Consider the following 22,364-nt stretch of genomic DNA (forward strand, 5'->3'; position numbering starts at 1 on the left):
GGCTCCTTAGAGGGTGACGACCTGTACGCCCGGCAAGCCGCTCAGGCTGGGCAGTGCCGGCGCGGGAAACTCTTCTTCGTCAAACGCCTTGTCACCGTTCTCGTCCTCCACGCCGGTGGGGCGTATGCCTTTGAAGTCGTGTTTGCTGTGGTCCATCAAATGCGAGGGCACCACGTTTTGCAGGGCCGTGAACATGGTCTCGGCACGGCCCGGGTACTGCTTTTCCCAGTCGCGCAGCATGTTGCCAATCTGCACGCGCTGCAGGTTGGTTTGGCTGCCACACAGCGAGCAGGGAATGATGGGGAACTCGCGGTGGGCGGCCCAGCGGATCAGGTCTTTTTCGGCCACATAGGCCAGCGGGCGGATCACCACAAACTCGCCGTTGTCGCTGGTGAGTTTGGGGGGCATGCCCTTGAGCTTGCCACCAAAGAACATGTTCAGGAAAAACGTCTGCAGCATGTCGTCGCGGTGGTGGCCCAGCGCGAGTTTGTTGCACTTGAGCCTGCGCGCCACGTTGTACAAAATGCCCCGGCGCAGGCGGCTGCACAGGCTGCACATGGTCTTGCCTTCGGGAATGTTCTTCTTGACGATGGAGTAGGTGTCCTGCGTCTCGATATGGAACTCCACGCCCAGCTTGGCCAGGTATTCGGGGAGGATGTGGTCGGGAAAGCCCGGCTGCTTCTGGTCCAGGTTGACTGCGACGATCTCGAAGTTGATGGGCGCACGCTGCTGCATCTTGAGCAGGATGTCGAGCATGCCGTAGCTGTCCTTGCCGCCGGACATGCACACCATCACGCGGTCGCCTTCTTCGATCATGTTGAAGTCCATGATGGCCTGCCCCATCTGGCGGCAGAGGCGTTTTTCGAGCTTGTGCGTTTCGCGCTCGATCTTCAGTTCTTTGTTCCGGTTCGCGGTTGCCGCTTCTGCGGCCTCGGCGGTTTCATCTTCTACCCACACTGCACTCATAGTCTTCTCCATTGCGCCAAGCGCCTTACCACTGGCCCGATTCCATGCGGATGGCCACTTCACAATCTTCAAAAATTTCCAGCTTGGCAATCTTCACCCGCACGCCCAGCACGCCGGGCAGTTGCATCAGGCGGTTGGCCAGTTTGCCAATCAGCGTTTCCAGCAGGTTCACGTGTTCGGCGGTGCACTCCGCGATGATGATCTGGCGCACCTTGCGGTAGTCCAGCACATGGTTGATGTCATCGTCGTGCGGAAGCAGCGGCTGGGTGCCCAGACTGAGTTCGGCGTCCACCTGGATCGGCTGGGGGGCGGTTTTTTCCGACTCCAGAATGCCCAGGTTGGCGTCAAAGCGCAGGCCCGTCAGGGTCAGGGTTTGGTGACCGGTGCTGGCCTTCATGCGTTCATGCCTTTCATGCGGAATACTTCAACGCCCACACCCGCACAGTCGGGGTACACGTCCGGTTTTTGGGTGGACAGGCGCACAGCGCGCACCTGTGGGTGGGCCAGCAACAGGGCGGCCAAATCGTCGCACAGGGTTTCCTGCAATTCGATATGCCCGCGCGAGATGCGGGTCGCAATCACTTCGCGCACAAAGTCGTAGTCCACCACTTCGGCCAGCTTGTCGGCCTTGGGGGTGGTGCTGGCATAGGGCACAAACAATTCGACGTTGAACACCAGGCGCTGCGCCACACCTTTTTCAAAATCGTGCGCGCCAATTTGCACCGGCACCACGTGGTCACGCAGAAACAGGCGGCGGCACTGCACGGCCAGGGTTTCAAAAATGCGTTCGCTCATGCTGCGGATTCCTGGGCGGCGGGCACCATGAACATCACGTCGCGCGCCAGTGGCACCAGGTGCTGCCCGTTGTCCACCGCAATGGTCACGCCGTTGATGGCGGGGTTTTGTGCCAGAAACACGCAGGTGGCGGCCACCTGCGCCGGGTCCAACGGCAGGCGCTGCAGGTTCACGCGGGCGGCTTGGTCAAAGTTGTCCTGGGTTTGCGGACCGCTCAAAAACATCAGCCCCGGCGCCACCCCGCACACGCGGATGGCCGGTGCCAGCGCCTGCGCCTGCAAGGCCACGGCGCGTTCCAGCGCCAGCTTGGTCAGGGTGTACGAAAAATAGTCGGGGTTCAGGTTAAAGACCTTTTGGTCCAGCACGTGGATGATGCTGCGCGCACCTGCGGGCTCGTTGGCATCGGTTTGTGCCATCAGGCTTGACAGCGACAGAGGGGCCAGCAGGTTGACCTCGATTTGCTGGCGGGCTCCGTCCACGTCCATGGCCTGGCCACTGTCGGGCTCGAAGCTGGACGCGTTGTTGACCAGGCAGTGCAGCGGGCCCGATTGGGCGCTGATTTGTTGCACCATGGCGCGACGGCTGTCCTCTTGGGCCAGGTCGGCGTGGATGGCATGGGCTGCATACCCTTGGGTGCGCAGGCTTGCGCATAGCGCATCGGCCGCGTCGGCGCTGCGCTGGTAATGGCACCACACCTCCCAACCGGCTTGCGCAAACTGGGCGCACAGCAGCGCACCCAGGCGATGGGCGCCACCGGTAATGAGCACGCGTTTAAGCACCAAATAGTCCTTGAGCAGGGTGGGGGTGAGGGGGCAAGATAATCCTTGGCTTTACCAAACACGAGACCGTTGTTCATGTTCACTGCCGAAAGCATTCCGGCCAGCCTGACCCGAATTATCGCGGATGCCATCGAAAAAGCCGGGGGCTGGCAGGGTTTTGACGCCTTTATGGGCCAGGCCCTCTACACCCCCGGCCTGGGTTACTACGCCAATGGCCTGTCCAAATTCGGCCAAATGCCCCAGGGCTTGCAGCGTGCTGAAGGTGTGGTAGGCGCGGGCAGCGACTTTGTGACTGCACCCGAAATGACCCCCTTGTTTGGCCAGGCCCTGGCCCGCCAGGTGGCCCAGGTGCTGGCCGCTACCGGTACGGACGAAGTGTGGGAGTTTGGTGCGGGCACAGGGGCTTTGGCCCTGCAACTGCTGGACGCCTTGGGTGACCAGGTGCGTTGCTACACGATTGTGGACCTGTCCGATTCGCTCAAGGCGCGGCAGGCGCAGACGCTGGCGTCCCACGCCGGCAAGGTGCGCTGGGTCAGCGCGCTGCCGGAGCAAATGCGTGGTGTGGTGGTGGGCAACGAGGTGCTGGACGCCATGCCGGTGCAGCTGTTGGTGCGCAAAAGCGGTGTCTGGCATGAGCGCGGCGTGGTGGTGGAGCAGGGCGCTTTGCAGTGGAGCGACCGCCCCACCGCCCTGCGCCCGCCGGTGGAGATTGAGGGTGCGCACGACTACCTGACGGAGATTCACCCCCAGGGGGAAGCCTTTGCACGCACCCTGGCAGACCGTTTGGTGCTGGGCGCCGCCTTGTTGCTGGACTATGGTTTCCCCGAGAGTGAGTACTACCATGTGCAGCGCCACATGGGCACGGTGATGTGCCACCAAGCGCACCGGAGCGACCCGGATCCGCTGCAGGCCGTGGGCCTCAAGGACATCACTGCCCACGTCAATTTCACCGGCATTGCGCTGGCAGCGCAGGACGCCGGGCTGGACGTGCTGGGCTACACCAGCCAAGCCCACTTTCTGATCAATTGCGGCCTGGTCGAGGCCATGCAAGACGCACCCTTGCCAGAGCGTGTCGCCGCACAAAAGCTCATCCTGGAGCACGAGATGGGCGAGTTTTTTAAGGTCATTGCTCTCGGCCGCGGCGTTGACCTCCCTCTGCGGGGCTTTGCCCGTGGTGACAGAACCCATCGGTTGTAAAAGGCCAGGCGCAACGGCCTGCTGGTAACGAAGTCGTAACAGCCGGGGGTGCTTGCAAGGTAGTATCGGCCGCGAGTTTTAAGGAATGTTTCATCATGACCACCACCCACCGCACTGAGACCATTGAACGCACACTCCGCCCCTGGGGCTGGTACGAGACCGTGTCGGAGGTGGCGGGCAACAAGATCAAGCGCATTGGTGTGCTGCCGGGCCAGCAGCTGAGCCTGCAAAAGCACCACCAGCGCGCCGAGCACTGGGTGGTGACCCAGGGCACGGCCCGCATCACGCTGGATGACCAGGTGTTTGAGCTGACACAGGGCCAGCACTGCGACATCGCGGTGGGGCAGGTGCACCGCCTGGCCAACCTGACCACCGAGCCGGTCGAGATTGTCGAGGTGCAGTTTGGCGCCTACCTGGGCGAAGACGACATCGTGCGTCTGCAAGACGACTACGGCCGCCAGTAATTGAGGAGCACCATCACTATGGCAACAACAACGTCAACCCCCATTGTTCAACTGCCCGCTGGCTGCCCGCCGGTGGCCTGTGTGGATATCGGCGGCACCAAGGTGGCTGTGAATGTGGCCGACGCCCAAGGCGTGCGCGGCAAAGTATCGGAACCTACCGCCAAGGTCGGCAACAACGACGCGCTGGCACAGCAGATCATTCGCATGATTGGCGAAAGCTGTGCGCTGGCAGGTATTGCCGTGGCCGACATTTCTGCGGTGGGGGTGGCCACCTGCGGCCCCTTTGTCATCAACCAAGGCATGGTCGAGCTGGCGGGCCCCAATATCTGCGGCGGCCTGGCCGGCAAGGCGCGTGGCCTGCCCAATGACTGGGCCACCGCGCTGTTGGAAGCCCCGTTGAAGGCCGCTTTTCCGAATGTGCGTGTGGAGAACGATGGCGTGGGGGCTCTGGAAGCCGAGCGCCGCTGGGGTGCCCTGCAGGGGCTGGACAACTGCGCCTACGTGACCTGGAGCACCGGCATTGGCATGGGCTTGTGTGTGGACGGGCACATTTTGCGCGGCAAGAACGGCAACGCGGGCCACGCGGGCCACACCTTTGTCATCAGCAATGACGATGCCCTGTGCGGCTGCGGTTTGGTGGGCGATGTCGAGGGCTTGGTGGCAGGTAACGCCATTCCACGCCGGTTTGGCAAAGACGGTTTTGCCGATGCTGCTATGCTTTTTATAGCTGCTCGCGCAGGTAATACGGACGCAGTGGCCATTATTGATGGTTTGTGTGAGGTCATGGGCCGCACCCTGTTCAACATGGTGGCCACGCTGGACCTGCAACGCATCAGCGTGGGCGGCAGCGTCTTTTGGCACAACCGCGACTACCTGCTGCCCAAGCTGCAGGCCTACTTGCAGGGCAAGCTGCCTGCGCTGACCCAGGGCGTGGACATTGTGCCTGCGGGTTTGGGCGAGCAGGTGGGCGACTACGCCGCCCTGGCGCTGGTGGTGCCCTGATTTTTAATCAGTCGGCTTGATTTAATCGGCCCTAGGGAAACTCCTAGTAGTTCAGCGTTAAAAATTAATGAAAAATTAATTAATTCGAATTGGCATGGTGCCGGTCCGAATTCAACGTTGCTTTGGGCCCCACCAAGGGGCTACGAAGACAAAACTTTTTTGGAGACAAGATGTTGAAGCTTTCTAAACTCGCCACCGCAGTGGCACTCGTGGTTGCTGGTTCGGCCGCTGTGGCTGGTGAAGTGGAAGTCCTGCACTACTGGACATCCGGCGGTGAAGCCAAATCGGTTGCTGAGCTGAAGAAGATCATGCAAGCCAAGGGCCACGTCTGGAAAGACTTTGCCGTGGCCGGTGGCGCTGGCGACAACGCTGCCACCGTGCTGAAGAGCCGTGTGGTGAGCGGTAATCCTCCTGCTGCAGCCCAAATCAAGGGCCCAGCTATCCAAGAATGGGCTGCTGAAGGCGTGTTGGCCAACCTGGACGCCACTGCCAAGGCCGAAAAGTGGGACGACCTGCTGCCCAAGGTGGTGGCTGACGTCATGAAGTACAAGGGCAACTACGTGGCTGCTCCCGTGAACGTGCACCGCGTGAACTGGATGTGGGCGAACTCCGCTGTCTTGAAAAAGGCTGGCGTGACCTCCACTCCTAAGACCTGGGACGAATTCTTCGCCGCTGCTGAAAAAGTCAAGAAGGCTGGCCTGATCCCCGTGGCACACGGTGGCCAGAACTGGCAAGACTTCACCACCTTTGAGTCCGTGGCTCTGGGCGTGGGTGGCACCAAGTTCTACAACGACGCACTGATCAAGCTCGACGAAAAAGCGCTGACCAGCGCCACCATGACCAAGGTGCTGGAAACCTTCCGCAAGATCAAGGGTTACACCGACGCAGCCGCTCCTGGCCGCGACTGGAACCTGGCCACCGCCATGGTGATCCAAGAGAAGGCAGCCTTCCAGTTCATGGGTGACTGGGCCAAGGGTGAGTTCTCTGCTGCTGGCAAGGTGCCTGGCAAGGACTACATCTGCGCTGCCGCTCCAGGCACCTCCAACGCTTACACCTTCAACGTGGACTCCTTCGCCATGTACAAGCTCAAGGACGCTGGTGCCCAAAAGGCCCAAGGCGATCTGGCTGCTTCCATCATGGGCACCGAGTTCCAGGAAGTGTTCAACCTGAACAAGGGTTCCATCCCTGTGCGCCTGAACATGAAGATGGACAAGTTTGACGACTGCGCCAAGACCTCTGCCAAGGACTTTGTGGACACCGCCAAGTCCGGTGGTCTGGTGCCCTCCGTGGCTCACGGCATGGCCATCAAGCCTGCTGCTGAAGGCGCGATCAAGGATGCCGTGTCCCAGTTCTGGAACGACGACAAGATCTCCGTGGCTGACGGTGTGAAGAACATCGCCAAGGCTGCTGCGACCAAGTAAGTCGTGCTGGCGCGCAAGCGCCAGTGTCTAGCCAAGCAGACGCCCCATCCCTCCACGGGGGTGGGGCTGTTTCAAGTTTGGGCGTTCCCTTCCACGATTGCTCCCCATGTCATTCCAATCCTCTTTGCGTTGCCTGTGGGCCGGTGTGGCCCTGTGTGCTGGTGCGAGCCTGTGGGCTGGCGAGGTGGAGGTGCTCCACTACTGGACATCGGGCGGTGAAGCCAAATCGGTAGCCGAACTCAAAGGCATGATGGCCCAACGCGGCCACACCTGGCGGGATTTCACGGTGACTGGCGGCGGCGGACAAAACGCCATGGCCGTGCTCAAGCAGCGTGTGCTGGTGGGCAATGCGCCGGCAGCGGCCAACATCAAGGGCCCCGCCATTCAGGAATGGGCCGAGCTCAACGTGCTGACCAGCCTCGATGCCATGGCATCGTTTGAAAAATGGGACGAGGTCTTGCCCAAGGTGGTGGCAGACCAGATGAAATACAAAGGCCGTTACGTGGCCGTGCCCGTGAATGTGCACCGTGTGAACTGGCTGTGGGCCAACTCTGCCGTGCTGAAGAAGGCAGGCGTTGCCGCGCTGCCCAAAACCTACGACGAATTTTTTGCCGCTGCCGACAAGATCAAGGCAGCCGGCTTTGTGGCCGTGGCCCATGGCGGCCAGGACTGGCAGGACTTCACGGTGTTTGAATCCGTGGTCTTGGGCGTGGGTGGCCCCGCGTTTTACGACAAAGCCCTGGTCAAGCTGGACCGCGCGGCCCTGAGCAGCGACGAGATGAAAAAGTCGCTGGAAGTGTTTCGCCGCATCAAGGGCTACACCGATGACAAATCGCTCGGGCGCGACTGGAACGTGACCACCGAGCTGGTCATCAACGGCAAGGCCGGTTTCCAGTTCATGGGCGACTGGGCCAAGGGCGAATTCTTGGCTGCAGGCCAAACCCCCGGTAAAGACTTCACCTGCTCGGCTGCGCCGGGCACCGACAAGGCCTACACCTTCAACGTGGACTCCTTTGCCATGTTCCAGCTCAAGGGCTGGGAGGCACAAAAGGCCCAGGGCTACCTGGCCTACCTGCTGATGGGCAAGGACTTCCAGGAAAAATTCAACCTGCGCAAGGGCTCCATCCCCGTGCGTCTGGGCATGCCCATGGACAAGTTTGACGACTGCGCCAAGACATCCAGCAAAGACTTTGTGTCCACGTCTGCCAGCGGCACCTTGGTGCCTTCGGTGGCCCACGGCATGGCGCTGTCGTCGTCGCAACAGGCCGCCATGCGCACGGCGGTGTCCGAGTTCTGGAACAACGACAAATTGACAGTCGCTGAAACTCTGTCCAAGCTGTTGGCGGTGAGCGCCCCCAAACAGAAATGAAACGTATGAAAACCCTTGAAAACATCCTACCCAAGCTGGTGATCGCCCCGGGCTTTGTGCTCGGCTTCGCCTTCATCTACGGCTTCATGATCTGGAACGGCGTGCTCTCCGTCACCGGCTCGCGCATGCTGCCCAACTACGAAGAATTTGTGGGGCTGGAGCAGTACGTGCGCCTGTGGGAAATGGATCGCTGGTACGTGGCGCTCAAGAACCTGGGCCTGTTCAGCGTGTTGTACGTAGGGGGTTCCATGATTTTGGGCATGGGCCTGGCGATTTTTCTGGACCAGAAAATCCGCTTTGAGGGCGTGCTGCGCACCGTGTACCTGTACCCCATGGCGCTCTCGTTCATCGTGACCGGCACCGCCTGGAAGTGGATCTTGAACCCCAGCCTGGGCCTGGAAAAACTCATGCACGACCTGGGCTGGGCCAGCTTCAGCTTTGACTGGCTGGTGCAGTCTGACACCGCTATTTACTGCGTGGTGATTGCCGGCATCTGGCAGTCCGCTGGTTTTGCCATGGCCCTGTCGTTGGCCGGCTTGCGCGGCATTGACGACAGCATCATCAAGGCAGCCCAAATCGACGGCGCCTCGCTGCCCCGCATCTACTGGCGCATCATTTTGCCCATCCTGCGCCCCGTGGTGTTCTCCACCGTGCTGGTGTTGTCGCACCTGTCCATCAAGAGTTTTGACCTGGTGATGGCCCTGACGTCCGGCGGCCCGGGCTTCTCGTCCGATGTGCCTGCCACCTTCATGTACACCATGAGCTTCACACGCGGCCAGATCGGCCTGGGGGCCGCCAGCGCCACCATGATGCTGGCCTTTGTGGCCGCCCTCGTGGTGCCTTATCTGTACAGCGAATTGCGCGCCAAACCGCACGACCGCTAATCCACGATCGCAAACTATGTTGTCCAAAAACCTCCCCCGCATCCTGATCTACGGCGTTCTGCTGATCGCCGCCTTCTTCTTCCTCGCGCCGCTCTACGTGATGCTGGCCACGTCCTTCAAGGACGCCGAGCAAATCCGTTCGGGCAACTTGCTGAGCCTGCCACATGGGCTCAACTTCGAGTCCTGGCAACTGGCCTGGTCCTCCGCCTGTACCGGGGTCGACTGCCGCGGCCTGCAGCCTTACTTTGTCAACTCCGTCATCATGGCCGTGCCGGCCGTGATCATCTCCACCGCCTGGGGCGCCATCAATGGCTACGTGCTGTCGATGTGGAAGTTCAAGGGCAGCGAGGTGTTGTTTGGGTTCATGCTGTTTGGCGTGTTCATGCCCTTCCAGGTGGTGCTGCTGCCCATGAGCCAGGTGCTCGGTTTTCTGGGTCTGTCCAGCTCACTGGGTGGTCTGATCCTGGTGCACTGCATCGCAGGTTTGGCCGGTACTACGCTGTTCTTCCGCAACTACTACACCGCCATTCCCAAAGAACTGGTCAACGCCGCGCGCATTGACGGTGCCGGCTTCTGGCGCATCTTCTTCCGCATCGTGGTGCCCATGTCCACGCCCATCTTGATGGTGACCCTGATTTGGCAATTCACCAACATCTGGAACGACTTCCTGTTTGGCGTGGCCTTCAGCGGCGCGGACAGCAAACCCATCACCGTGGGCCTGAACAACATGGCCAACACCTCCAGCAGCGTCAAGAGCTACAACGTCGACATGGCTGCGGCCGTGATTGCCGGTCTTCCCACCATGTTGGTCTATGTACTGGCAGGTCAATACTTCGTGAAAGGTCTCACCGCCGGCGCGGTGAAAGGATAAAAAAATGGCAGCTTCTCTCCAAATCGCAGGCATTCGCAAAGTTTTCGGCAAGGGCGACAAAGCCGTTGAAGTCCTCAAGAAAATCGAAATCGACGTCGCCCCCGGCGAGTTCCTGATCCTGGTCGGCCCCTCTGGCTGCGGCAAGTCCACGCTGCTCAACATCATTGCCGGCCTGGAAGAACCTTCCGAAGGCGAACTGCGCATCGCCGGCAAAAACGTGGTGGGCGTGGCCCCCGCGCAGCGCGACATTGCCATGGTGTTCCAGAGCTACGCGCTGTACCCCACCATGAGCGTGGCCGACAACATCGGCTTCGCGCTGGAAATGCGCAAGGTGCCTTTGGAGCAGCGCAAAAAGCGCATTGCCGAAGTCGCTGCCATGCTGCAGATCGAACATTTGCTGGACCGCCGCCCTGCGCAGCTGTCTGGCGGTCAGCGCCAGCGCGTGGCCATGGGCCGTGCTTTGGCACGCGACCCCCAGCTCTTCTTGTTTGACGAGCCACTCTCCAACTTGGACGCCAAGCTGCGCGTCGAAATGCGCGCCGAAATCAAGCGCCTGCACCAAGTCAGTGGAATCACCAGCGTGTATGTGACGCACGACCAGATCGAAGCCATGACCCTGGGCAGCCGCATTGCGGTCATGAAGGACGGCATCCTGCAGCAAATCGGTACGCCTGACGACATCTACAACCGCCCGGCCAACACCTACGTGGCCACCTTCATCGGCTCGCCGACTATGAACCTGATCAAGGGCCACGTGGAAACCTCTGGAGCCCAAGGCCGATTCAGCTTCAATGGCAGCAGCCTGGAGCTGGCTACCCCCGCAACCGGCGATGCCACGCTGGGCGTGCGCCCCGAGCACATCGAACTGCTGGCCGATGCCTCTTGGCGTGGTGAAGTGATGGTGGTGGAACCCACCGGCGCCGACACCTATGTGGTGGTCAAGACCGCTGCAGGCGACGTGACCGTGCGCACTGCGCCCAGCGCCCAGTGGAAGTCGGGCGATCAGGTGGGCTTGCGCGTGAGCCCTGCGAACACCAACTGGTTTAACACGGCAACGGGTGTGCGTTTGGACGTCTGATAGAGCAAGACTACAAAATAAAAAGCCGGCATGTCCTGAAAGACAGTCCGGCTATTTTTGTAAATAGTGGGTTTTTTTGTGATCAATCCAGAATAATTTTTGTCTTCACAACTTCCGCCTTGACAACGCCATCCGCAATGCCGCGCCAAGTCGGAATCTGGCTAAATGCATCGGGCTTCTGCTTCAATCCATTGTCCATTTGGTTGACAAATTTAGTGGCCCAAATCGTAAGGGCTTCAATGTATTGCTTTTTGGCAGGGTCATTGAAAGACATTGTCTTGTTCCAAGGGTTGCGGCCCCATTCACTTTCAGTCTCACGGGCGAAGCCTACAAGTTCCGGATTGATCCAAATGTAGTAGTGCAACATCCGTTGACTGAGTCCATTTCGTGTGAGTTGAATCAAAAGAACAGTAGGTGGTATGTCTACACCTTGTTCCTTGAGCAGTGCATAGAGTTCCGCAGCTTTGCCGCCTGGGTTGCTCATGTAGCGGGTAATGTGATTAATGGTGACGCAGTTGTCTTCCCGCCCTGCTCCAAGTTGCAGTTTGAACAACATGTCGTCCCGTTTGCACGGCTCTCCGTTCCAAAAACCACTGCCGCTTTGGAGGTTGCTCCGAACTTCCATCGCAGCAATCCACTGTTTGCCTTCAGATTGAAAGAAGCGTGCAGTTCCCAGCGGTACTGATGCTGCAGAACCTGTACTGTCTGAGCGAACCAAATCAACGATTCGCCACTTTCCTTCACCTTGCCAAATGGGATATCCGCCAATAGTTGCATCTGTCTCCAGTTTGTCTGCTAGGGCGAAAGGACGAGGTTTTTGATCTGGGAAAAGTTCTGCTGCATTTGCAGTCTGCGTGCAAATTGTTGCGATTGCAAATATGGCTGGCGTGATCAGGCGTTTCACTGCGTTCATGGTTCGGGTGATTGAGGTTGGGGAGTAAGCAACAGGGGATGACTTATCCGAGCCATTGCGCCGACCATTCTGCATGGCCCTTGGTCAGTGTCAATCCCCCAAAAGAGTGAATTTAAAGTGGCGTTGCGCGATAGCAGAGGCCTCGTCGTCACCCCTGCAACGGCAACTGCAAACTGATCGTCAACCCATGCGGCAGCGTCGTGCGTGCTGTCGCTGTGCCGCGGTGTCGCTGAGCAATCTCAGCCACGATGGACAGGCCTAGCCCGCAGCCACCGGGCAACTCGCTGGCGCGCCAGAAGCGTTCAAACACCCGCTCCAGGTGCTCGGCGGACAGGCCGGGGCCGGTGTCTTCGACTTCCAGAATGCAGTGGCCGTCGCGCACTTCGGTGCGCAGCGTCACGTTGACGCCTTTGCCTGCGTAACGCAAGGCGTTGTCGATCAGGTTGCTCAGGCCTTCGCGCAGCAGCAGCTTGTCGCCAGGCACCATCAGCGTGTCTTCGCCCTCGTAGCCCAGGTCCACCCCGGCCGCTACGGCGCGCGGTGTCCATTCGCGGGCCACTTCGCGGGCGAGTGCGGCCACGTCCACCGGGTGCAGCACCACCTCGGCCTCGGTACGGGCCAAAGACAACAGCTGGTGCACCAGGTGGGCGCTGCGCTGCGCGCCGGTGTGTACCTTGACCAGGCGCTGGCGCAGGGCTTCGGGTTCGGTCTCTTGCATGGCCAGCTCGGTCTGGCTGATGAGGCCCGCCAGCGGGGTGCGCAGCTGGTGGGCGGCGTCGTTCAAGAAACGTTTTTCCTGGCTCAGGCTGCGGCGCAGCGTGGTGAGCAGCTGGTTGAGGGCATTGGCCAACGAATGCACTTCCTCTGGCGCCTGGGTCATCTCAATGGGAGAGAGCGACGCTGTGGCGCGGTGCGCAAGCTGGGCTTCCAGCCGCTCCAGCGGGGCCAGGCCACGGCGGATGCCTTCGTACACCAGCACGCTGAGCACGGCGCCCAGGATCAACAGCGGGAACAGCACATCGCGCACCAGTTCACGCGCAATGCGCTGCTGCACCACCAGGCTCTTGGCCACCTGCACGCGCATGCGCTGGTCGGTAAAGCCGTCACCAAAACTCAGGTCCATGGAGGCCACGCGCATGGGCTTGCCGTCCAGCACCACTTCGTACAGCAGCGGTTCGTTGCTGGGAACATGCAGGTCCGGCGTCATGCCCGGGATCTTGGTGTTGCCCAGCAAAAAGCTGCCGGGCGGCGAGGACACCATGTAGGCCACGCGGTCCTCGGGGTCCTGCTCAATGATGTCGCGCGCCGCGCGCGGAAAGTCCACCAGCAGGCCCGAGCCCATGGGTTTGACCTGGCGCGCCAGCGAACGTACCGATTGGGTCAGCGACTGGTCAATCGTCTTCTCGGCATAGGTGAGCGCCACCCGAAACGCCAGCACCCCACCCATGAGCCACAGCACCAGCTGCGGCAGCAGCAGCCACACCAGCAGCTGCCGCTTGAGCGAGAAGCGGGCCGGTGCGCTCATGCGCCTTCGGTTTCCAGCATGTAGCCCAGGCCGCGCACGTTGCGGATGTTGAGGCCACTGTCGGTGAGCTTGCGGCGCAGGCGGTGCACATACACCTCCAGTGCATTCGAGCCCACGGCGGCACCGTCTTGCGGCTGGGTTTGCCACACGGCCAGCACATCTTCACGGCCCACCACCTGGCCCATGTTGTTGACCAGCAGCGAGAGCAGGGACCACTCCCGCTGGGTCAGGTCCATGGGCTCTTCGCCCAACCAGGCCAGGGGCAGCACCGGGTCCAGGCGCAGGTTTTTGCTGGAGCTGCTTTGCACCTCCAGCGAGCCGCCAAACGCGGGCAGGCGCGAGCGGCGCAGCATGGCCTGCAGGCGGGCCAGCAGCTCAGCCATGTTGAAGGGTTTGGTGAGGTAGTCGTCGGCCCCGGCATTCAGCCCTTGCACCCGGTCGTCCACGCCGTCGCGCGCGGTGAGGATGAGCACCGGCAAGGCCGTGAGGCGCTGGCGTATCCACTGCAGCACCTGGATGCCGTCCACCACAGGCAGGCCGAGGTCCAGCACCACACCGTCAAAGCGGGTGCTTTCCAGCAGGCTTTGGGCCTGCGCGCCGTCGCTGGCGCTGCTCACGCTGTGGCCCGCGTGGACCAGCTGCGCGCACAGGCCGTCGCGCAGCAATTCGTCGTCTTCAACAATCAGTAAATGGGCCATGGCCTGAGCATACCAAGGCGGCCTGCGCCGCAGGCTCGGAACTACCCTCAGGCGGCAGGGGATGCGGCCAAACCGGCGGCAATCGCCTCGGCGCGCGCGGTTTGGATGAATTGACCTATCTTTGGGCCTGTAGCGCCCATGGATATTGCGCGAGCAGCTATGGAATCTGTAGCGACTGCCAGCGCCAGTTCAAGAGCGCGACCCAGGCGGTCGGCTTGTGGGTAGGGCGTGTCGCTCAGGCCCAGTCGGCCCTGGGCATCGCACTGGCAGGCTTGCAGCACCTGCGCAAACCGGACCGGCTTGCGAAAGGCGTCGCAGCGCTCCAGCAGGCGCACCAAGGCCGCAGCGTTGAGCGTGCCACTGCGGTGGAGGTTGCCGTGTTCGCGCGCCACCACCTCGGCCAGCTCGGCACAGTCGGTAGGCACGCGCAGGCGCTGGCACACGGTCTTGAGCAGGCGCACGCTGCGTTCCTCGTGGCCAATGTGGCGCGGCAATACGTCGGCCGGCGTGGTGCCCTTGCCCAGGTCGTGGCCCAGGCAGGCAAAGCGCACCGCCAGCGGGGCGCCCAGTTGGGCGGCGCGGTCCAGCACCAGCATCACGTGGACGCCGGTGTCCACCTCGGGGTGGTGCTCGGGGCTTTGGGGCACGCCCCACAGCCGATCCAGCTCTGGCAGCAGCCGCGCCAGCGCGCCGCAGCTGCGCAGCACCGCAAACATGCGGGAGGGCTGGGCTTCCATCAGGCCCTTGGCCAGCTCCTGCCACACGCGCTCGGGCACCAGGTGGTCCACCTCGCCCTCGGCCACCATGGCCTGCATGAGGGCCGTGGTTTCGGGGGCTACGGTGAAATCGGTAAAGCGCGCAGCAAAACGCGCCAGCCGCAGGATGCGCACCGGGTCTTCGCGGAAGGCGGGGGTCACATGGCGCAGCACGCGCTGGGCGATGTCGGCCCGGCCACCGTAGGGGTCTACCACAGTTTTTTGATCAAATTGGCTTCTAGCCCCCGTGGATTCTGCGCGAGCAGCTATTGAATTGATAGTAAGATCACGCCGCGCCAGGTCCTCTTCCAGCGTCACGCCCGGCTCGGCATGCACGGCAAAGCCGCGGTAGCCAGGGGCCGTCTTGCGCTCGGTGCGGGCCAGCGCGTATTCCTCGTGCGTCAGTGGGTGCAAAAACACCGGGAAGTCGCGGCCCACCGCCACAAAGCCTGCGTCCAGCATGGCCTGCGGTGTAGCGCCCACCACCACCCAGTCGCGGTCCTGCACCGGCAGGCCCAGCAGCGCGTCGCGCACGGCGCCGCCCACCAGGTAGGTCTGGCCGGGGATGGTGAGGGGCGTTGTGGCGGCAGGCATGGGGCAGGCGTGGTGGGGTTTAGCGCTTCAGGCGGTAGGGTTCTTCAAAGTCCAGAAAGTCTTTTTCTGCCAAGGCGTCGTTCACCCAGGCTTGCACACCGGGCAGGGCCAGCACATGGGCCACGTAGGCGGCGGCTTTGGGCGGCAACGGCAGGCCGTAGGTCTTGAGGCGCGTGCAGACCGGAGCAAAGTAGGCGTCGGCCACGCTGAAGCTGCCAAACAGCAGGGGGCCGCCGTGTTGGTCCAGCAGGCCTTCCCACATGGCGACCAGGCGTGCCACGTCGGCGCGTACGGCCGGTTTGTCACGCCAGATCAGGGCGCCCTGGGCGGCCAGGTCGGCCTCGATGTTCATGGGGCAGTTGCCGCGCAGGGCGGTGAAGCCGGAGTGCATTTCGGCACACACACTGCGCGCCCGGGCGCGGGCGGCCTTGTCGTGCGGCCACAGCGGGGTGCCAGAGAACTGTTCAGCCACGTATTCGGCAATTGCCAGCGTGTCCCAGATGGCCAAATCGCCGTCCACCAGCAGCGGCACTTTGCCGGTGGGCGTCAGCGGGCCCAGTGTGGCTTTGAACTTTGAGCTGCTGTCGAACGAGTCGAAGCGGACCATGACTTCTTCAAAGTCGATCCCCGCCTGCTTGAGCAGCACCCAGGGGCGCATGGACCACGAAGAGTAATTTTTGTTGCCGATATAGAGTTTGAGCATGGGGCACCTGTGCGTGAAAGGGCATTCATCCTAAAGGCTTGGGCCCTGCCGATTGATGACAAAGGCAGGCCCCATTGATGCATGCCGCACGCCGTTGCAGGCGGCGGGCTTACGGCAGTTCCAGCCCGGCTTCCGGCGTGCTGGCGTCGCGCGGGCCCACCGTGCCCAGGCGAGCCTTGAGCGACTGGGGCTGGCCGCTGATCAGCGCGGCGTACAGCGTGGTGTTGGCCAGCACTTTCTTCACATAGTCGCGGGTTTCGGAAAATGGCACGTTTTCGGCCCAGATGGCGGCCTCTACCGTGGGGCTGCCGGTCTGGCCGCGCCAGATGCGCGGGCGGCCCGGGCCGGCGTTGTAGGCGGCCGCGGCCATGGGCATGGAGCCGCCAAAGCTGTCCAGCACCAGCTTGAGATAACCCGTGCCAATGGCGATGTTGGTGTCGCGGTCGGTGATCTGGTGGGCCTGGAAGTCGGTCAGGCCCATTTTCTTGGCGGTCCAGCGCGCGGTGGCCGGCATGACCTGCATCAGGCCGGCGGCGCCCACGACGGATTTGGCGTCCATGATGAAACGGCTTTCCTGGCGGATCAGGCCGTACACATAGGCTGGCTCCAGGCCAATCGTCTGGGTGCGCGCCAGCACGGCGGCCTTGAAGGGCATGGGAAACCGTTGCTCCATGTCCACCACACCCTTGGTGCGTTCGCTGGTGTTGATGCAGCGGTCCCACACCTCGGCCTTGCAGGCCAGGTCGGCGGCGGCCAGCAGGCTGCGGTCGTCCATGCCGCCTTTGCTATGCAGGTTGGTGGTGTAGTTCCACTCCCGCACGCCCTCGGTGCGCAGACCCAATTGCACGGCATACAGCGCGCGCATGAGACCGGGGTTGGTGCGCGCGTGGTCTTTTTCCTCGGGGGTCAGGGGCAGGGGCTTGGCCGGGGCATTGACCTTCTGGCCCAGGTCTTCCAGGGCCAGCATTTCATAAAAGCCCTTGATGCCGGCAATGCCCTCCAGCGCGCGGGTGGCGTCTGCCCGGGCTGCGTCGGTGGTGGCGCGGGCTAACTGGGCGCGGGCGCGCCAGTAGACCCAGGTGGGGTCATTGCGCAGCGCATCGGGCATGGCGGCAATGGCGTCTTGCACCATGGCCCAGCGCCCGGCACGCAGGGCGGCGCGGGCGGCCCAGGCCAGGTGGTCTTCGTGCATGTGCTGGAACTGGCCCTTGGCGAAGTAGCCCACGGCATCGTCAGAGAGTTTTTGGGCAGCGCGTTTGCCAATTACGCCCCAGATCCAGCTGCGCTCTTCCTGCGTGAGCTGGGCTTTCCAGCGCAGCTTCTCCATCTCTGCTGCGGCTTCGGCGGGTTCTTGGTAGGCCTGGCGGATCAGCGCCAGCGACACCAGCTCGCGGGTTTGCGGGCGCAGCGCGGTGAGTTTGTCGTTGAGGTACTTGCCGGGGTTGAGGTAGAGGGTGTTGACGGTCTTGACCCAATCCGCATCCAGCAGGCCCACGGCCTGGGTGGCGATGCGCAGGCGGTCGTTTTCCAACCCCAAGCGGGCGCGCAGCCAGACTGTGTGAGCAGTGAATTTCTTGTCGTTGAGCAATTGGCCTGCTGCGCTTGCACAGGCCTCGTCGGCGTCTTTGAGGGCCAGCCAGGTGTCCTGCACCGCATTGGCCACATCGGTGCCCTGGGTGCTGTAGTCCGCCAGCAGGCCGTAGCAGCGAATGGCGCGGTCGTCGTTCATGCGGTAGGCCGGCAGCTCACGCTGGAAGCTGGCCCAGTCGCTGCGACGGCCCAGCACCTGCAGCCATTCTGCGCGCAGTCGGTCTTCCTGGTAGGTGCCGCTGTAGCGGTACAAAAAGTCCTGGATATCGGTGTTGCTGGCATCGTCCAGCCGGGCCGACAACTCCCAGTACGCCGCCCAGGGCTCCAGTGGGTGGTTGCGCGCCTGCGGCAGCAGGGCCGCCAGTCGCTTGCGGTCACGCTGCTTGTAGGCTTGCGCCATGTCGAGGATGGTGTCGTCGGAGCGCGCGGACTCGCGCACCACATCGCGTCCTTGGGCTTTGGCCGGGGCGGCAAAGGAGGACACCGCGAAGCCCGCGAGGGCCAAGGATGTCAGAATGGCTGAAAACTGCATGTGGGGATTATGGATAACTCGAACGAAAGCAAAGCCGCGCAAAAGAAAGCCCTTCGCAAGGCGCTTCTCGAACAACGCCTGAACCTGCCCGACCGCCTACAGCGCGCGGAACTTCTGCAGCGCGTGATGCGGATCTGGCTGGTAGGGCGCACGGACGTGGTGATTGGCGCCTATTGGCCCATCAAGGGCGAGTTTGACCCGCTGCCGGCGCTGCACCGCTGGAAGGAAGATGGCGAGCTGATTGACCAGCCGCAGCCCCGCCGCATCGGCTTGCCGGTGGTGAACCGGGAGCACAAAACCATGACCTTCCATGCCTGGTACCCCGGTTGCCCCATGGAGGAAGACGCCTACGGCATCCCCAAGCCCAAGGACACCGAATTGATCGTGCCCACCCTGCTGTTTGTGCCCTGCGTGGGCTACAGCGCGGGGGGCTACCGGCTGGGTTATGGCGGTGGGTTCTACGACCGCATGCTGGGCAGTCTGGACCCCAAACCGGTTACCGTGGGCTTGGGCTTTGGCACCGATTTTGTGGACGATTTTGAACCCGAGCCGCACGACATGCCACTGGACGCCATCCTCAACGACCACGGGATCGTTTGGCCGATTTGAGGTAGTCCCACGCTCCGCAGCTGCGTGGGGTGCGGCCCCCGAGGGGTTAACCCGCCTTGGGACGGCCCGGCGGCGGCTTGCGCTTCCGGGCAGGACTTTTTGTGGCGGGTGTCCTGGTCCTGGCAGCCGGTTTCTTGGCCTGCAGCGCGGCCTGCAGCGCCAACCGTGCCCATGGTTGCATCAGGGCGGGCGATTCCATGGCGTCGGCCGGGGCGCTGTAGTAGTTCATGCTTTTGGGCTGGCCTTGCACCAGGTAGGTGAAGCGGGCGCAGCCTTCGGCCTCAAAGCGGGGGCGGCTTTCTTCGCTGGCCTTGAGCCACAGCGTATCGCCATCGCCCAGGTTGGCCAGGATGGCAATCGTCATGCCGTCCACACTGATGCCCCAGCCGCCAAACATGCGGCGGGCGCGGCAGGGCCCGACACTGCCCAGCAGTTCACAAGCGTAGTCGGCAAAGCTGGCGTCCATGGGCGGGCGGGGGCTCAGGGCCGCATCAGGGCGCGGACGTCGCCCTCGTAACCCTTCAGCGTGTCTTGCAGGCGCTGGCGCTGGCTGGCGGATGTGCGGTTGTGAAAAGCCGCAATGGCCTCGCAGGCCTGGCTGCGCACACGCTCGGTGTACTGGCGAAAGGCCGGGTCGGGCGACTGCAGGCTGCGGGCCACCAGGGCGCGCACTTCGGCCTGGGTGTGGATCTCCGTTGCGTTGCCGTTGCGCAGCGCGCGCAGGGTTTGCAGGGTGTCCTGCTGGCGGCGCAGCACCTCGCGGTACTGCACACTGGCATCGAAGGCCGAGGCCTCCAACTGGCCCTGCAGCTGCTTGCGCTGCACCTCGGTGAGGCGGCCGTAGAAGCCCTCGGCACGCTCCACCAGTTTTTTCAGGCGGCGTTCCTGGCGCTCTTCGGGGCTGCCGTCCATCCACTCTTCGCGCCATTCGCGGTTGCGCTTGTCCAGCGCGCGGGCCAGGTGTTCCAGCTGCGCCGGGCCCAGGGTGGGGCCCAAGGCCACGGCCGTGGGCGCTGCGCGGTCCAGCGTGGTCTGGATGCGTTCTTCCACGTACAGGCTGAGCTGGCAGACCTGCGCAGCCGTTACCTCCTGGGGGGCGGCGGCCTGCAGGTTCTTGAGGGTGGTGGCCAACTCGGGAAGTTCGTCCTTGCGGTGCCAGTCCTGCAGGGTATGCAGGTCGTTGCGCAAGCGGGTGGACTGGGGGCCGTCAAAGTCAAAGTAGCTGTCCAGCCACCAGTAGGCCAGGTCCGGGGCGTTGTTGTAGCCCAGGCGTACGGCGTTGCAGCCGCTCAGGCTTAGCAAGCCCATGAGCAGCCCGATAATGGCGCACCAACGGCCCGCGCTGGCCCACCAGCGCTGTGGCCGAACCCATTCATCAGAAATTTGCGCGAGGACATGCACGTGACGTCTAGTTTTCAGGTTCAAGGGGCTTCAGGCCAGCGGCCGATCGTGGACGTGGTCATTATGGCGGCGGGCAAAGGCACGCGCATGAAGAGCAAAACCCCCAAGGTCTTGCACACCTTGGCCGGGCGCCCGTTGCTGGGGCATGTGCTGGACACCGCGGCCCAGCTGCTGGCACGCAAGGTGGTGGTGATTACCGGCCATGGTGCTATCGAAGTAGAAGCGGCTTGCGCAGTATCCACGGGGGCTGCAGCCGAATTTGACCTTAATTTTGTGCGCCAGGAGCCCCAGCTGGGCACGGGCCATGCCGTGCAGCAGGCGGTGCCCGCACTGGCCGACGACGGCGTCGTGGTGGTGTTGTCAGGCGACGTTCCGCTGACCCAGGCCGACACGCTGTTTCACCTGATCTCTGCCTGCGCAGGCGACAAGTTGGCCCTGCTGACGCTGGAACAGCGCGACCCCACGGGTTATGGCCGCATTGTGCGCACTGGCGATGCGGTTCAGGCCATTGTGGAGCACAAGGATGCGTCGGACGTGCAACGCCAGATCACCGAGATTTACAGCGGCATCATGGCCGTGCCGGCGGCCCAGCTCAAGCGCTGGCTGGCACGGCTGGACAACCAGAATGCGCAGAAGGAGTACTACCTGACCGACATCGTGAAGTTCGCGGTGGCCGATGGCGTGGACGTGGTGGCCTACAAGATCGACGACGCGGTGCAGGTGGCCGGTGTCAACAGTCCGGTGCAGCTGGCCGAGCTGGAGCGTGCGTACCAATTGCGCCAGGCGCACCGACTGATGGAAGAGGGGGTGCGCCTGGCCGACCCGGCACGTATTGATGTGCGAGGCGACCTGCTCTGCGCGCATGACGTGAGCATTGATATCAACTGCATTTTCCAGGGGCTGGTGAGCCTGGGGGAGGGCGTGTCTATCGGTGCGCACTGTGTGATCGCCAATGCGGTGATCGAGGCGGGCGCGGTGATTCACCCCTTTACCCACATCGACGGCGAGAAACTGGGTGTGACCGTGGGCGCGGGTGCGCTCATCGGCCCCTTTGCCCGCCTGCGGCCGGGCGCCAAGCTTGGGGCCGAGGTGCACATTGGCAACTTTGTGGAAGTCAAAAACTCCACCCTGGCCAAGGGGGCCAAAGCCAACCATCTGGCATATCTGGGCGACGCCACGGTGGGCGAGCGCGTCAACTACGGCGCCGGCAGCATCACCGCCAACTACGATGGCGCCAACAAACACCGCACCGTGATTGAGGCGGATGTGCACGTGGGCAGCAACTGCGTGCTGGTGGCGCCGGTCACCATTGGCGCGGGCGGCACGGTGGGCGGTGGCTCCACCATCACCAAGAGCACCGAACCCGGCGCCCTGAGCGTAGCGCGCGGCAAGCAGGTCAGCATCGCCAATTGGGCACGGCCCGCCAAGAAACCCAAGGCCTGAATCTCCCCATGTCAGATCCTCAAGCCCGCATAGCCGAACTCGAAGCCGAACTCGCGGCGGTGCGGCGCGAGATGCAGGAATTCACCTCTGCGGTGTCGCACGACCTGCGTGCCCCACTCCGGCACATCGTGTCGTTTGCCCAACTGGTGGAAGAGGACGCCGGGCCCCAGCTGTCTGCCGAAGTCCAGGGTTTTTTGGCCACCATTGCTGGCTCCGCCCAGCACTTGGGCGTCATGCTGGACGGACTGCGCGAGCTCGCGCGCATAGGGGCGCTGCCTTTGGCGCCGGAGCCTGTGGCCCTGCGGGCGCTGGTGTACGAGGTGGCCGCGGAACTGGCGCACGCCCATGCACCACGCCAGTTGGCCTTGGAGGTGGATGTGCCGGACACCGCGGCGATCGTGGATGCCACTTTGCTGCGTGTGGTGCTGCGTGCGGTGTTGGATAACGCCTGGAAATTTACCTCCCGCTTGCCCGAAGCGCAGGCCCGCGTCGGGGTGCGTGCCCAACTGTCAGCAGGCCGCTGGACGCTGGTCGTGCAGGACAACGGCGCGGGTTTTGCGGCCACGCACCCCGAGCAGGCCTTGCGCATATTTGGCCGCCTGCACACGGCCAGCGCGTTCCCGGGGTTGGGGGTGGGGCTGGCCTTGGCGGCCAAGGCTGCCCAGCGCATGGGCGGAGTCCTGCAACTGGCGCCAGCCCAGCCTGAGGGCTGTGTGGTGACTCTCTCGTGGCCCCAGGCCGAGCGCTAGACGCGCCAAACTTCCGCGCATAAAAA

Annotated in this window: 23 protein-coding genes; 11 read left to right on the forward strand and 12 right to left on the reverse strand. The window is 62.9% G+C overall.

Translation table 11 applies throughout. The features are described 5' to 3' along the window. Nucleotides 1–6: 6 nt before the first annotated feature. The 4 genes from ttcA to AC3WS7_RS10645 are packed head-to-tail and all read right to left on the reverse strand — an operon-like array spanning nt 7 to nt 2,540. A complete protein-coding gene (gene ttcA, locus AC3WS7_RS10630; RefSeq protein ID WP_296472620.1) occupies nt 7–966 on the reverse strand; it encodes a tRNA 2-thiocytidine(32) synthetase TtcA in 960 nt (319 codons plus the stop codon). 25 nt (nt 967–991) lie between these two features. Continuing rightward, nucleotides 992–1,363 carry a dihydroneopterin aldolase gene (locus tag AC3WS7_RS10635; RefSeq protein ID WP_296472622.1) on the reverse strand — a complete coding sequence of 124 codons (372 nt, stop codon included), beginning with the start codon at nt 1,361–1,363 and terminating at the stop codon, nt 992–994. After that, nucleotides 1,360–1,761, reverse strand: coding sequence for a dihydroneopterin aldolase (locus tag AC3WS7_RS10640; RefSeq protein WP_296472624.1), 402 nt, complete (start codon nt 1,759–1,761; stop codon nt 1,360–1,362). The genes AC3WS7_RS10635 and AC3WS7_RS10640 overlap by 4 nt, the downstream gene beginning before the upstream one ends. Continuing rightward, nucleotides 1,758–2,540, reverse strand: a complete 783-nt coding sequence (locus AC3WS7_RS10645; RefSeq protein WP_296472626.1) for an SDR family oxidoreductase — start codon at nt 2,538–2,540, stop codon at nt 1,758–1,760. The genes AC3WS7_RS10640 and AC3WS7_RS10645 overlap by 4 nt, the downstream gene beginning before the upstream one ends. 75 nt (nt 2,541–2,615) lie before the next feature. Between AC3WS7_RS10645 and AC3WS7_RS10650 the strand changes: the two genes are divergently transcribed. From AC3WS7_RS10650 to AC3WS7_RS10685, 8 genes are all read left to right on the forward strand, one after another. Next, the gene (locus tag AC3WS7_RS10650) at nt 2,616–3,737 is read left to right on the forward strand and encodes a class I SAM-dependent methyltransferase (RefSeq protein WP_492656327.1); all 1,122 of its coding nucleotides are present in this window, start codon (nt 2,616–2,618) and stop codon (nt 3,735–3,737) included. 95 nt (nt 3,738–3,832) lie between these two features. Next, nucleotides 3,833–4,201, forward strand: coding sequence for a phosphomannose isomerase type II C-terminal cupin domain (locus AC3WS7_RS10655; protein WP_492656328.1), 369 nt, complete (start codon nt 3,833–3,835; stop codon nt 4,199–4,201). A gap of 18 nt (nt 4,202–4,219) precedes the next feature. Next, nucleotides 4,220–5,203 (forward strand): ROK family protein, encoded by a 984-nt coding sequence (locus AC3WS7_RS10660; RefSeq protein WP_492656329.1) that lies wholly within the window; start codon nt 4,220–4,222, stop codon nt 5,201–5,203. A gap of 170 nt (nt 5,204–5,373) precedes the next feature. Further along, nucleotides 5,374–6,624, forward strand: a complete 1,251-nt coding sequence (locus AC3WS7_RS10665; RefSeq protein WP_296472631.1) for an ABC transporter substrate-binding protein — start codon at nt 5,374–5,376, stop codon at nt 6,622–6,624. Nucleotides 6,625–6,730: 106 nt separating this feature from the next. Beyond that, nucleotides 6,731–7,993 carry an ABC transporter substrate-binding protein gene (locus AC3WS7_RS10670; RefSeq protein ID WP_296472633.1) on the forward strand — a complete coding sequence of 421 codons (1,263 nt, stop codon included), beginning with the start codon at nt 6,731–6,733 and terminating at the stop codon, nt 7,991–7,993. Between the two features lie 5 nt (nt 7,994–7,998). After that, nucleotides 7,999–8,877 (forward strand): carbohydrate ABC transporter permease, encoded by an 879-nt coding sequence (locus tag AC3WS7_RS10675; RefSeq protein WP_296472635.1) that lies wholly within the window; start codon nt 7,999–8,001, stop codon nt 8,875–8,877. Nucleotides 8,878–8,893: 16 nt separating this feature from the next. After that, nucleotides 8,894–9,748: a carbohydrate ABC transporter permease gene (locus tag AC3WS7_RS10680; RefSeq protein WP_492656330.1), complete on the forward strand. Its 855-nt coding sequence runs from the start codon at nt 8,894–8,896 to the stop codon at nt 9,746–9,748. Between the two features lie 4 nt (nt 9,749–9,752). Then, nucleotides 9,753–10,826: an ABC transporter ATP-binding protein gene (locus AC3WS7_RS10685; RefSeq protein WP_296472637.1), complete on the forward strand. Its 1,074-nt coding sequence runs from the start codon at nt 9,753–9,755 to the stop codon at nt 10,824–10,826. Between the two features lie 82 nt (nt 10,827–10,908). Here the strand turns inward: AC3WS7_RS10685 and AC3WS7_RS10690 are convergent, their stop codons facing one another. The 6 genes from AC3WS7_RS10690 to AC3WS7_RS10715 all read right to left on the reverse strand — a co-directional run bounded on the left by AC3WS7_RS10690 (nt 10,909) and on the right by AC3WS7_RS10715 (nt 18,136). Then, a complete protein-coding gene (locus AC3WS7_RS10690) occupies nt 10,909–11,730 on the reverse strand; it encodes a hypothetical protein (RefSeq protein WP_492656331.1) in 822 nt (273 codons plus the stop codon). Nucleotides 11,731–11,887: 157 nt separating this feature from the next. Then, nucleotides 11,888–13,264 (reverse strand): sensor histidine kinase, encoded by a 1,377-nt coding sequence (locus AC3WS7_RS10695; RefSeq protein ID WP_296472641.1) that lies wholly within the window; start codon nt 13,262–13,264, stop codon nt 11,888–11,890. After that, complete coding sequence (locus tag AC3WS7_RS10700) at nt 13,261–13,962, reverse strand: response regulator transcription factor (RefSeq protein WP_296472643.1); 702 nt, start codon at nt 13,960–13,962, stop codon at nt 13,261–13,263. Before AC3WS7_RS10700 ends, AC3WS7_RS10695 begins: the two co-directional genes overlap by 4 nt. A gap of 47 nt (nt 13,963–14,009) precedes the next feature. After that, nucleotides 14,010–15,311: a multifunctional CCA addition/repair protein gene (locus AC3WS7_RS10705; protein WP_492656332.1), complete on the reverse strand. Its 1,302-nt coding sequence runs from the start codon at nt 15,309–15,311 to the stop codon at nt 14,010–14,012. Between the two features lie 19 nt (nt 15,312–15,330). Beyond that, nucleotides 15,331–16,014, reverse strand: a complete 684-nt coding sequence (locus AC3WS7_RS10710; RefSeq protein WP_296472647.1) for a glutathione S-transferase family protein — start codon at nt 16,012–16,014, stop codon at nt 15,331–15,333. 109 nt (nt 16,015–16,123) lie between these two features. Further along, a complete protein-coding gene (locus AC3WS7_RS10715) occupies nt 16,124–18,136 on the reverse strand; it encodes a lytic transglycosylase domain-containing protein (protein ID WP_296472649.1) in 2,013 nt (670 codons plus the stop codon). Nucleotides 18,137–18,145: 9 nt separating this feature from the next. Between AC3WS7_RS10715 and AC3WS7_RS10720 the strand changes: the two genes are divergently transcribed. After that, on the forward strand, nt 18,146–18,745 hold the full coding sequence (locus AC3WS7_RS10720) for a 5-formyltetrahydrofolate cyclo-ligase (protein WP_296472651.1): 600 nt from the start codon (nt 18,146–18,148) through the stop codon (nt 18,743–18,745). 46 nt (nt 18,746–18,791) lie between these two features. On the opposite strand, the gene AC3WS7_RS10725 is transcribed toward AC3WS7_RS10720, so the two are convergent. Next, complete coding sequence (locus AC3WS7_RS10725) at nt 18,792–19,211, reverse strand: TfoX/Sxy family protein (protein WP_492656333.1); 420 nt, start codon at nt 19,209–19,211, stop codon at nt 18,792–18,794. 14 nt (nt 19,212–19,225) lie between these two features. After that, entirely contained in the window at nt 19,226–20,053 is an 828-nt protein-coding gene (locus AC3WS7_RS10730; protein ID WP_492656334.1) for a DUF6279 family lipoprotein, read from the reverse strand. Between the two features lie 156 nt (nt 20,054–20,209). Here AC3WS7_RS10730 and glmU point away from each other — a divergent pair, with 156 nt between their 5' ends. Beyond that, nucleotides 20,210–21,589, forward strand: coding sequence for a bifunctional UDP-N-acetylglucosamine diphosphorylase/glucosamine-1-phosphate N-acetyltransferase GlmU (glmU, locus tag AC3WS7_RS10735; RefSeq protein ID WP_492656539.1), 1,380 nt, complete (start codon nt 20,210–20,212; stop codon nt 21,587–21,589). 8 nt (nt 21,590–21,597) lie between these two features. Beyond that, complete coding sequence (locus tag AC3WS7_RS10740) at nt 21,598–22,338, forward strand: sensor histidine kinase (RefSeq protein ID WP_492656335.1); 741 nt, start codon at nt 21,598–21,600, stop codon at nt 22,336–22,338. Nucleotides 22,339–22,364: the final 26 nt, after the last annotated feature.

Source organism: Rhodoferax sp. EU05-FHT12H12 (assembly GCF_058791215.1).

Coding starts and splice junctions, on each gene's coding strand:
- AC3WS7_RS10730 (WP_492656334.1), bottom strand. CDS start 20,053: ATGGGCTTGCTAAGCCTGAGCGGCTGCAACGCCGTACGCCTGGGCTAC.
- AC3WS7_RS10665 (WP_296472631.1), top strand. CDS start 5,374: ATGTTGAAGCTTTCTAAACTCGCCACCGCAGTGGCACTCGTGGTTGCT.
- AC3WS7_RS10715 (WP_296472649.1), bottom strand. CDS start 18,136: ATGCAGTTTTCAGCCATTCTGACATCCTTGGCCCTCGCGGGCTTCGCG.
- AC3WS7_RS10675 (WP_296472635.1), top strand. CDS start 7,999: ATGAAAACCCTTGAAAACATCCTACCCAAGCTGGTGATCGCCCCGGGC.
- AC3WS7_RS10720 (WP_296472651.1), top strand. CDS start 18,146: ATGGATAACTCGAACGAAAGCAAAGCCGCGCAAAAGAAAGCCCTTCGC.
- AC3WS7_RS10640 (WP_296472624.1), bottom strand. CDS start 1,761: ATGAGCGAACGCATTTTTGAAACCCTGGCCGTGCAGTGCCGCCGCCTG.
- AC3WS7_RS10655 (WP_492656328.1), top strand. CDS start 3,833: ATGACCACCACCCACCGCACTGAGACCATTGAACGCACACTCCGCCCC.
- AC3WS7_RS10695 (WP_296472641.1), bottom strand. CDS start 13,264: ATGAGCGCACCGGCCCGCTTCTCGCTCAAGCGGCAGCTGCTGGTGTGG.
- AC3WS7_RS10660 (WP_492656329.1), top strand. CDS start 4,220: ATGGCAACAACAACGTCAACCCCCATTGTTCAACTGCCCGCTGGCTGC.
- AC3WS7_RS10705 (WP_492656332.1), bottom strand. CDS start 15,311: ATGCCTGCCGCCACAACGCCCCTCACCATCCCCGGCCAGACCTACCTG.
- AC3WS7_RS10635 (WP_296472622.1), bottom strand. CDS start 1,363: ATGAAGGCCAGCACCGGTCACCAAACCCTGACCCTGACGGGCCTGCGC.
- AC3WS7_RS10740 (WP_492656335.1), top strand. CDS start 21,598: ATGTCAGATCCTCAAGCCCGCATAGCCGAACTCGAAGCCGAACTCGCG.
- glmU (WP_492656539.1), top strand. CDS start 20,210: ATGGCGGCGGGCAAAGGCACGCGCATGAAGAGCAAAACCCCCAAGGTC.
- AC3WS7_RS10685 (WP_296472637.1), top strand. CDS start 9,753: ATGGCAGCTTCTCTCCAAATCGCAGGCATTCGCAAAGTTTTCGGCAAG.
- AC3WS7_RS10670 (WP_296472633.1), top strand. CDS start 6,731: ATGTCATTCCAATCCTCTTTGCGTTGCCTGTGGGCCGGTGTGGCCCTG.
- AC3WS7_RS10680 (WP_492656330.1), top strand. CDS start 8,894: ATGTTGTCCAAAAACCTCCCCCGCATCCTGATCTACGGCGTTCTGCTG.
- AC3WS7_RS10700 (WP_296472643.1), bottom strand. CDS start 13,962: ATGGCCCATTTACTGATTGTTGAAGACGACGAATTGCTGCGCGACGGC.
- AC3WS7_RS10725 (WP_492656333.1), bottom strand. CDS start 19,211: ATGGACGCCAGCTTTGCCGACTACGCTTGTGAACTGCTGGGCAGTGTC.
- AC3WS7_RS10650 (WP_492656327.1), top strand. CDS start 2,616: ATGTTCACTGCCGAAAGCATTCCGGCCAGCCTGACCCGAATTATCGCG.
- AC3WS7_RS10710 (WP_296472647.1), bottom strand. CDS start 16,014: ATGCTCAAACTCTATATCGGCAACAAAAATTACTCTTCGTGGTCCATG.
- ttcA (WP_296472620.1), bottom strand. CDS start 966: ATGAGTGCAGTGTGGGTAGAAGATGAAACCGCCGAGGCCGCAGAAGCG.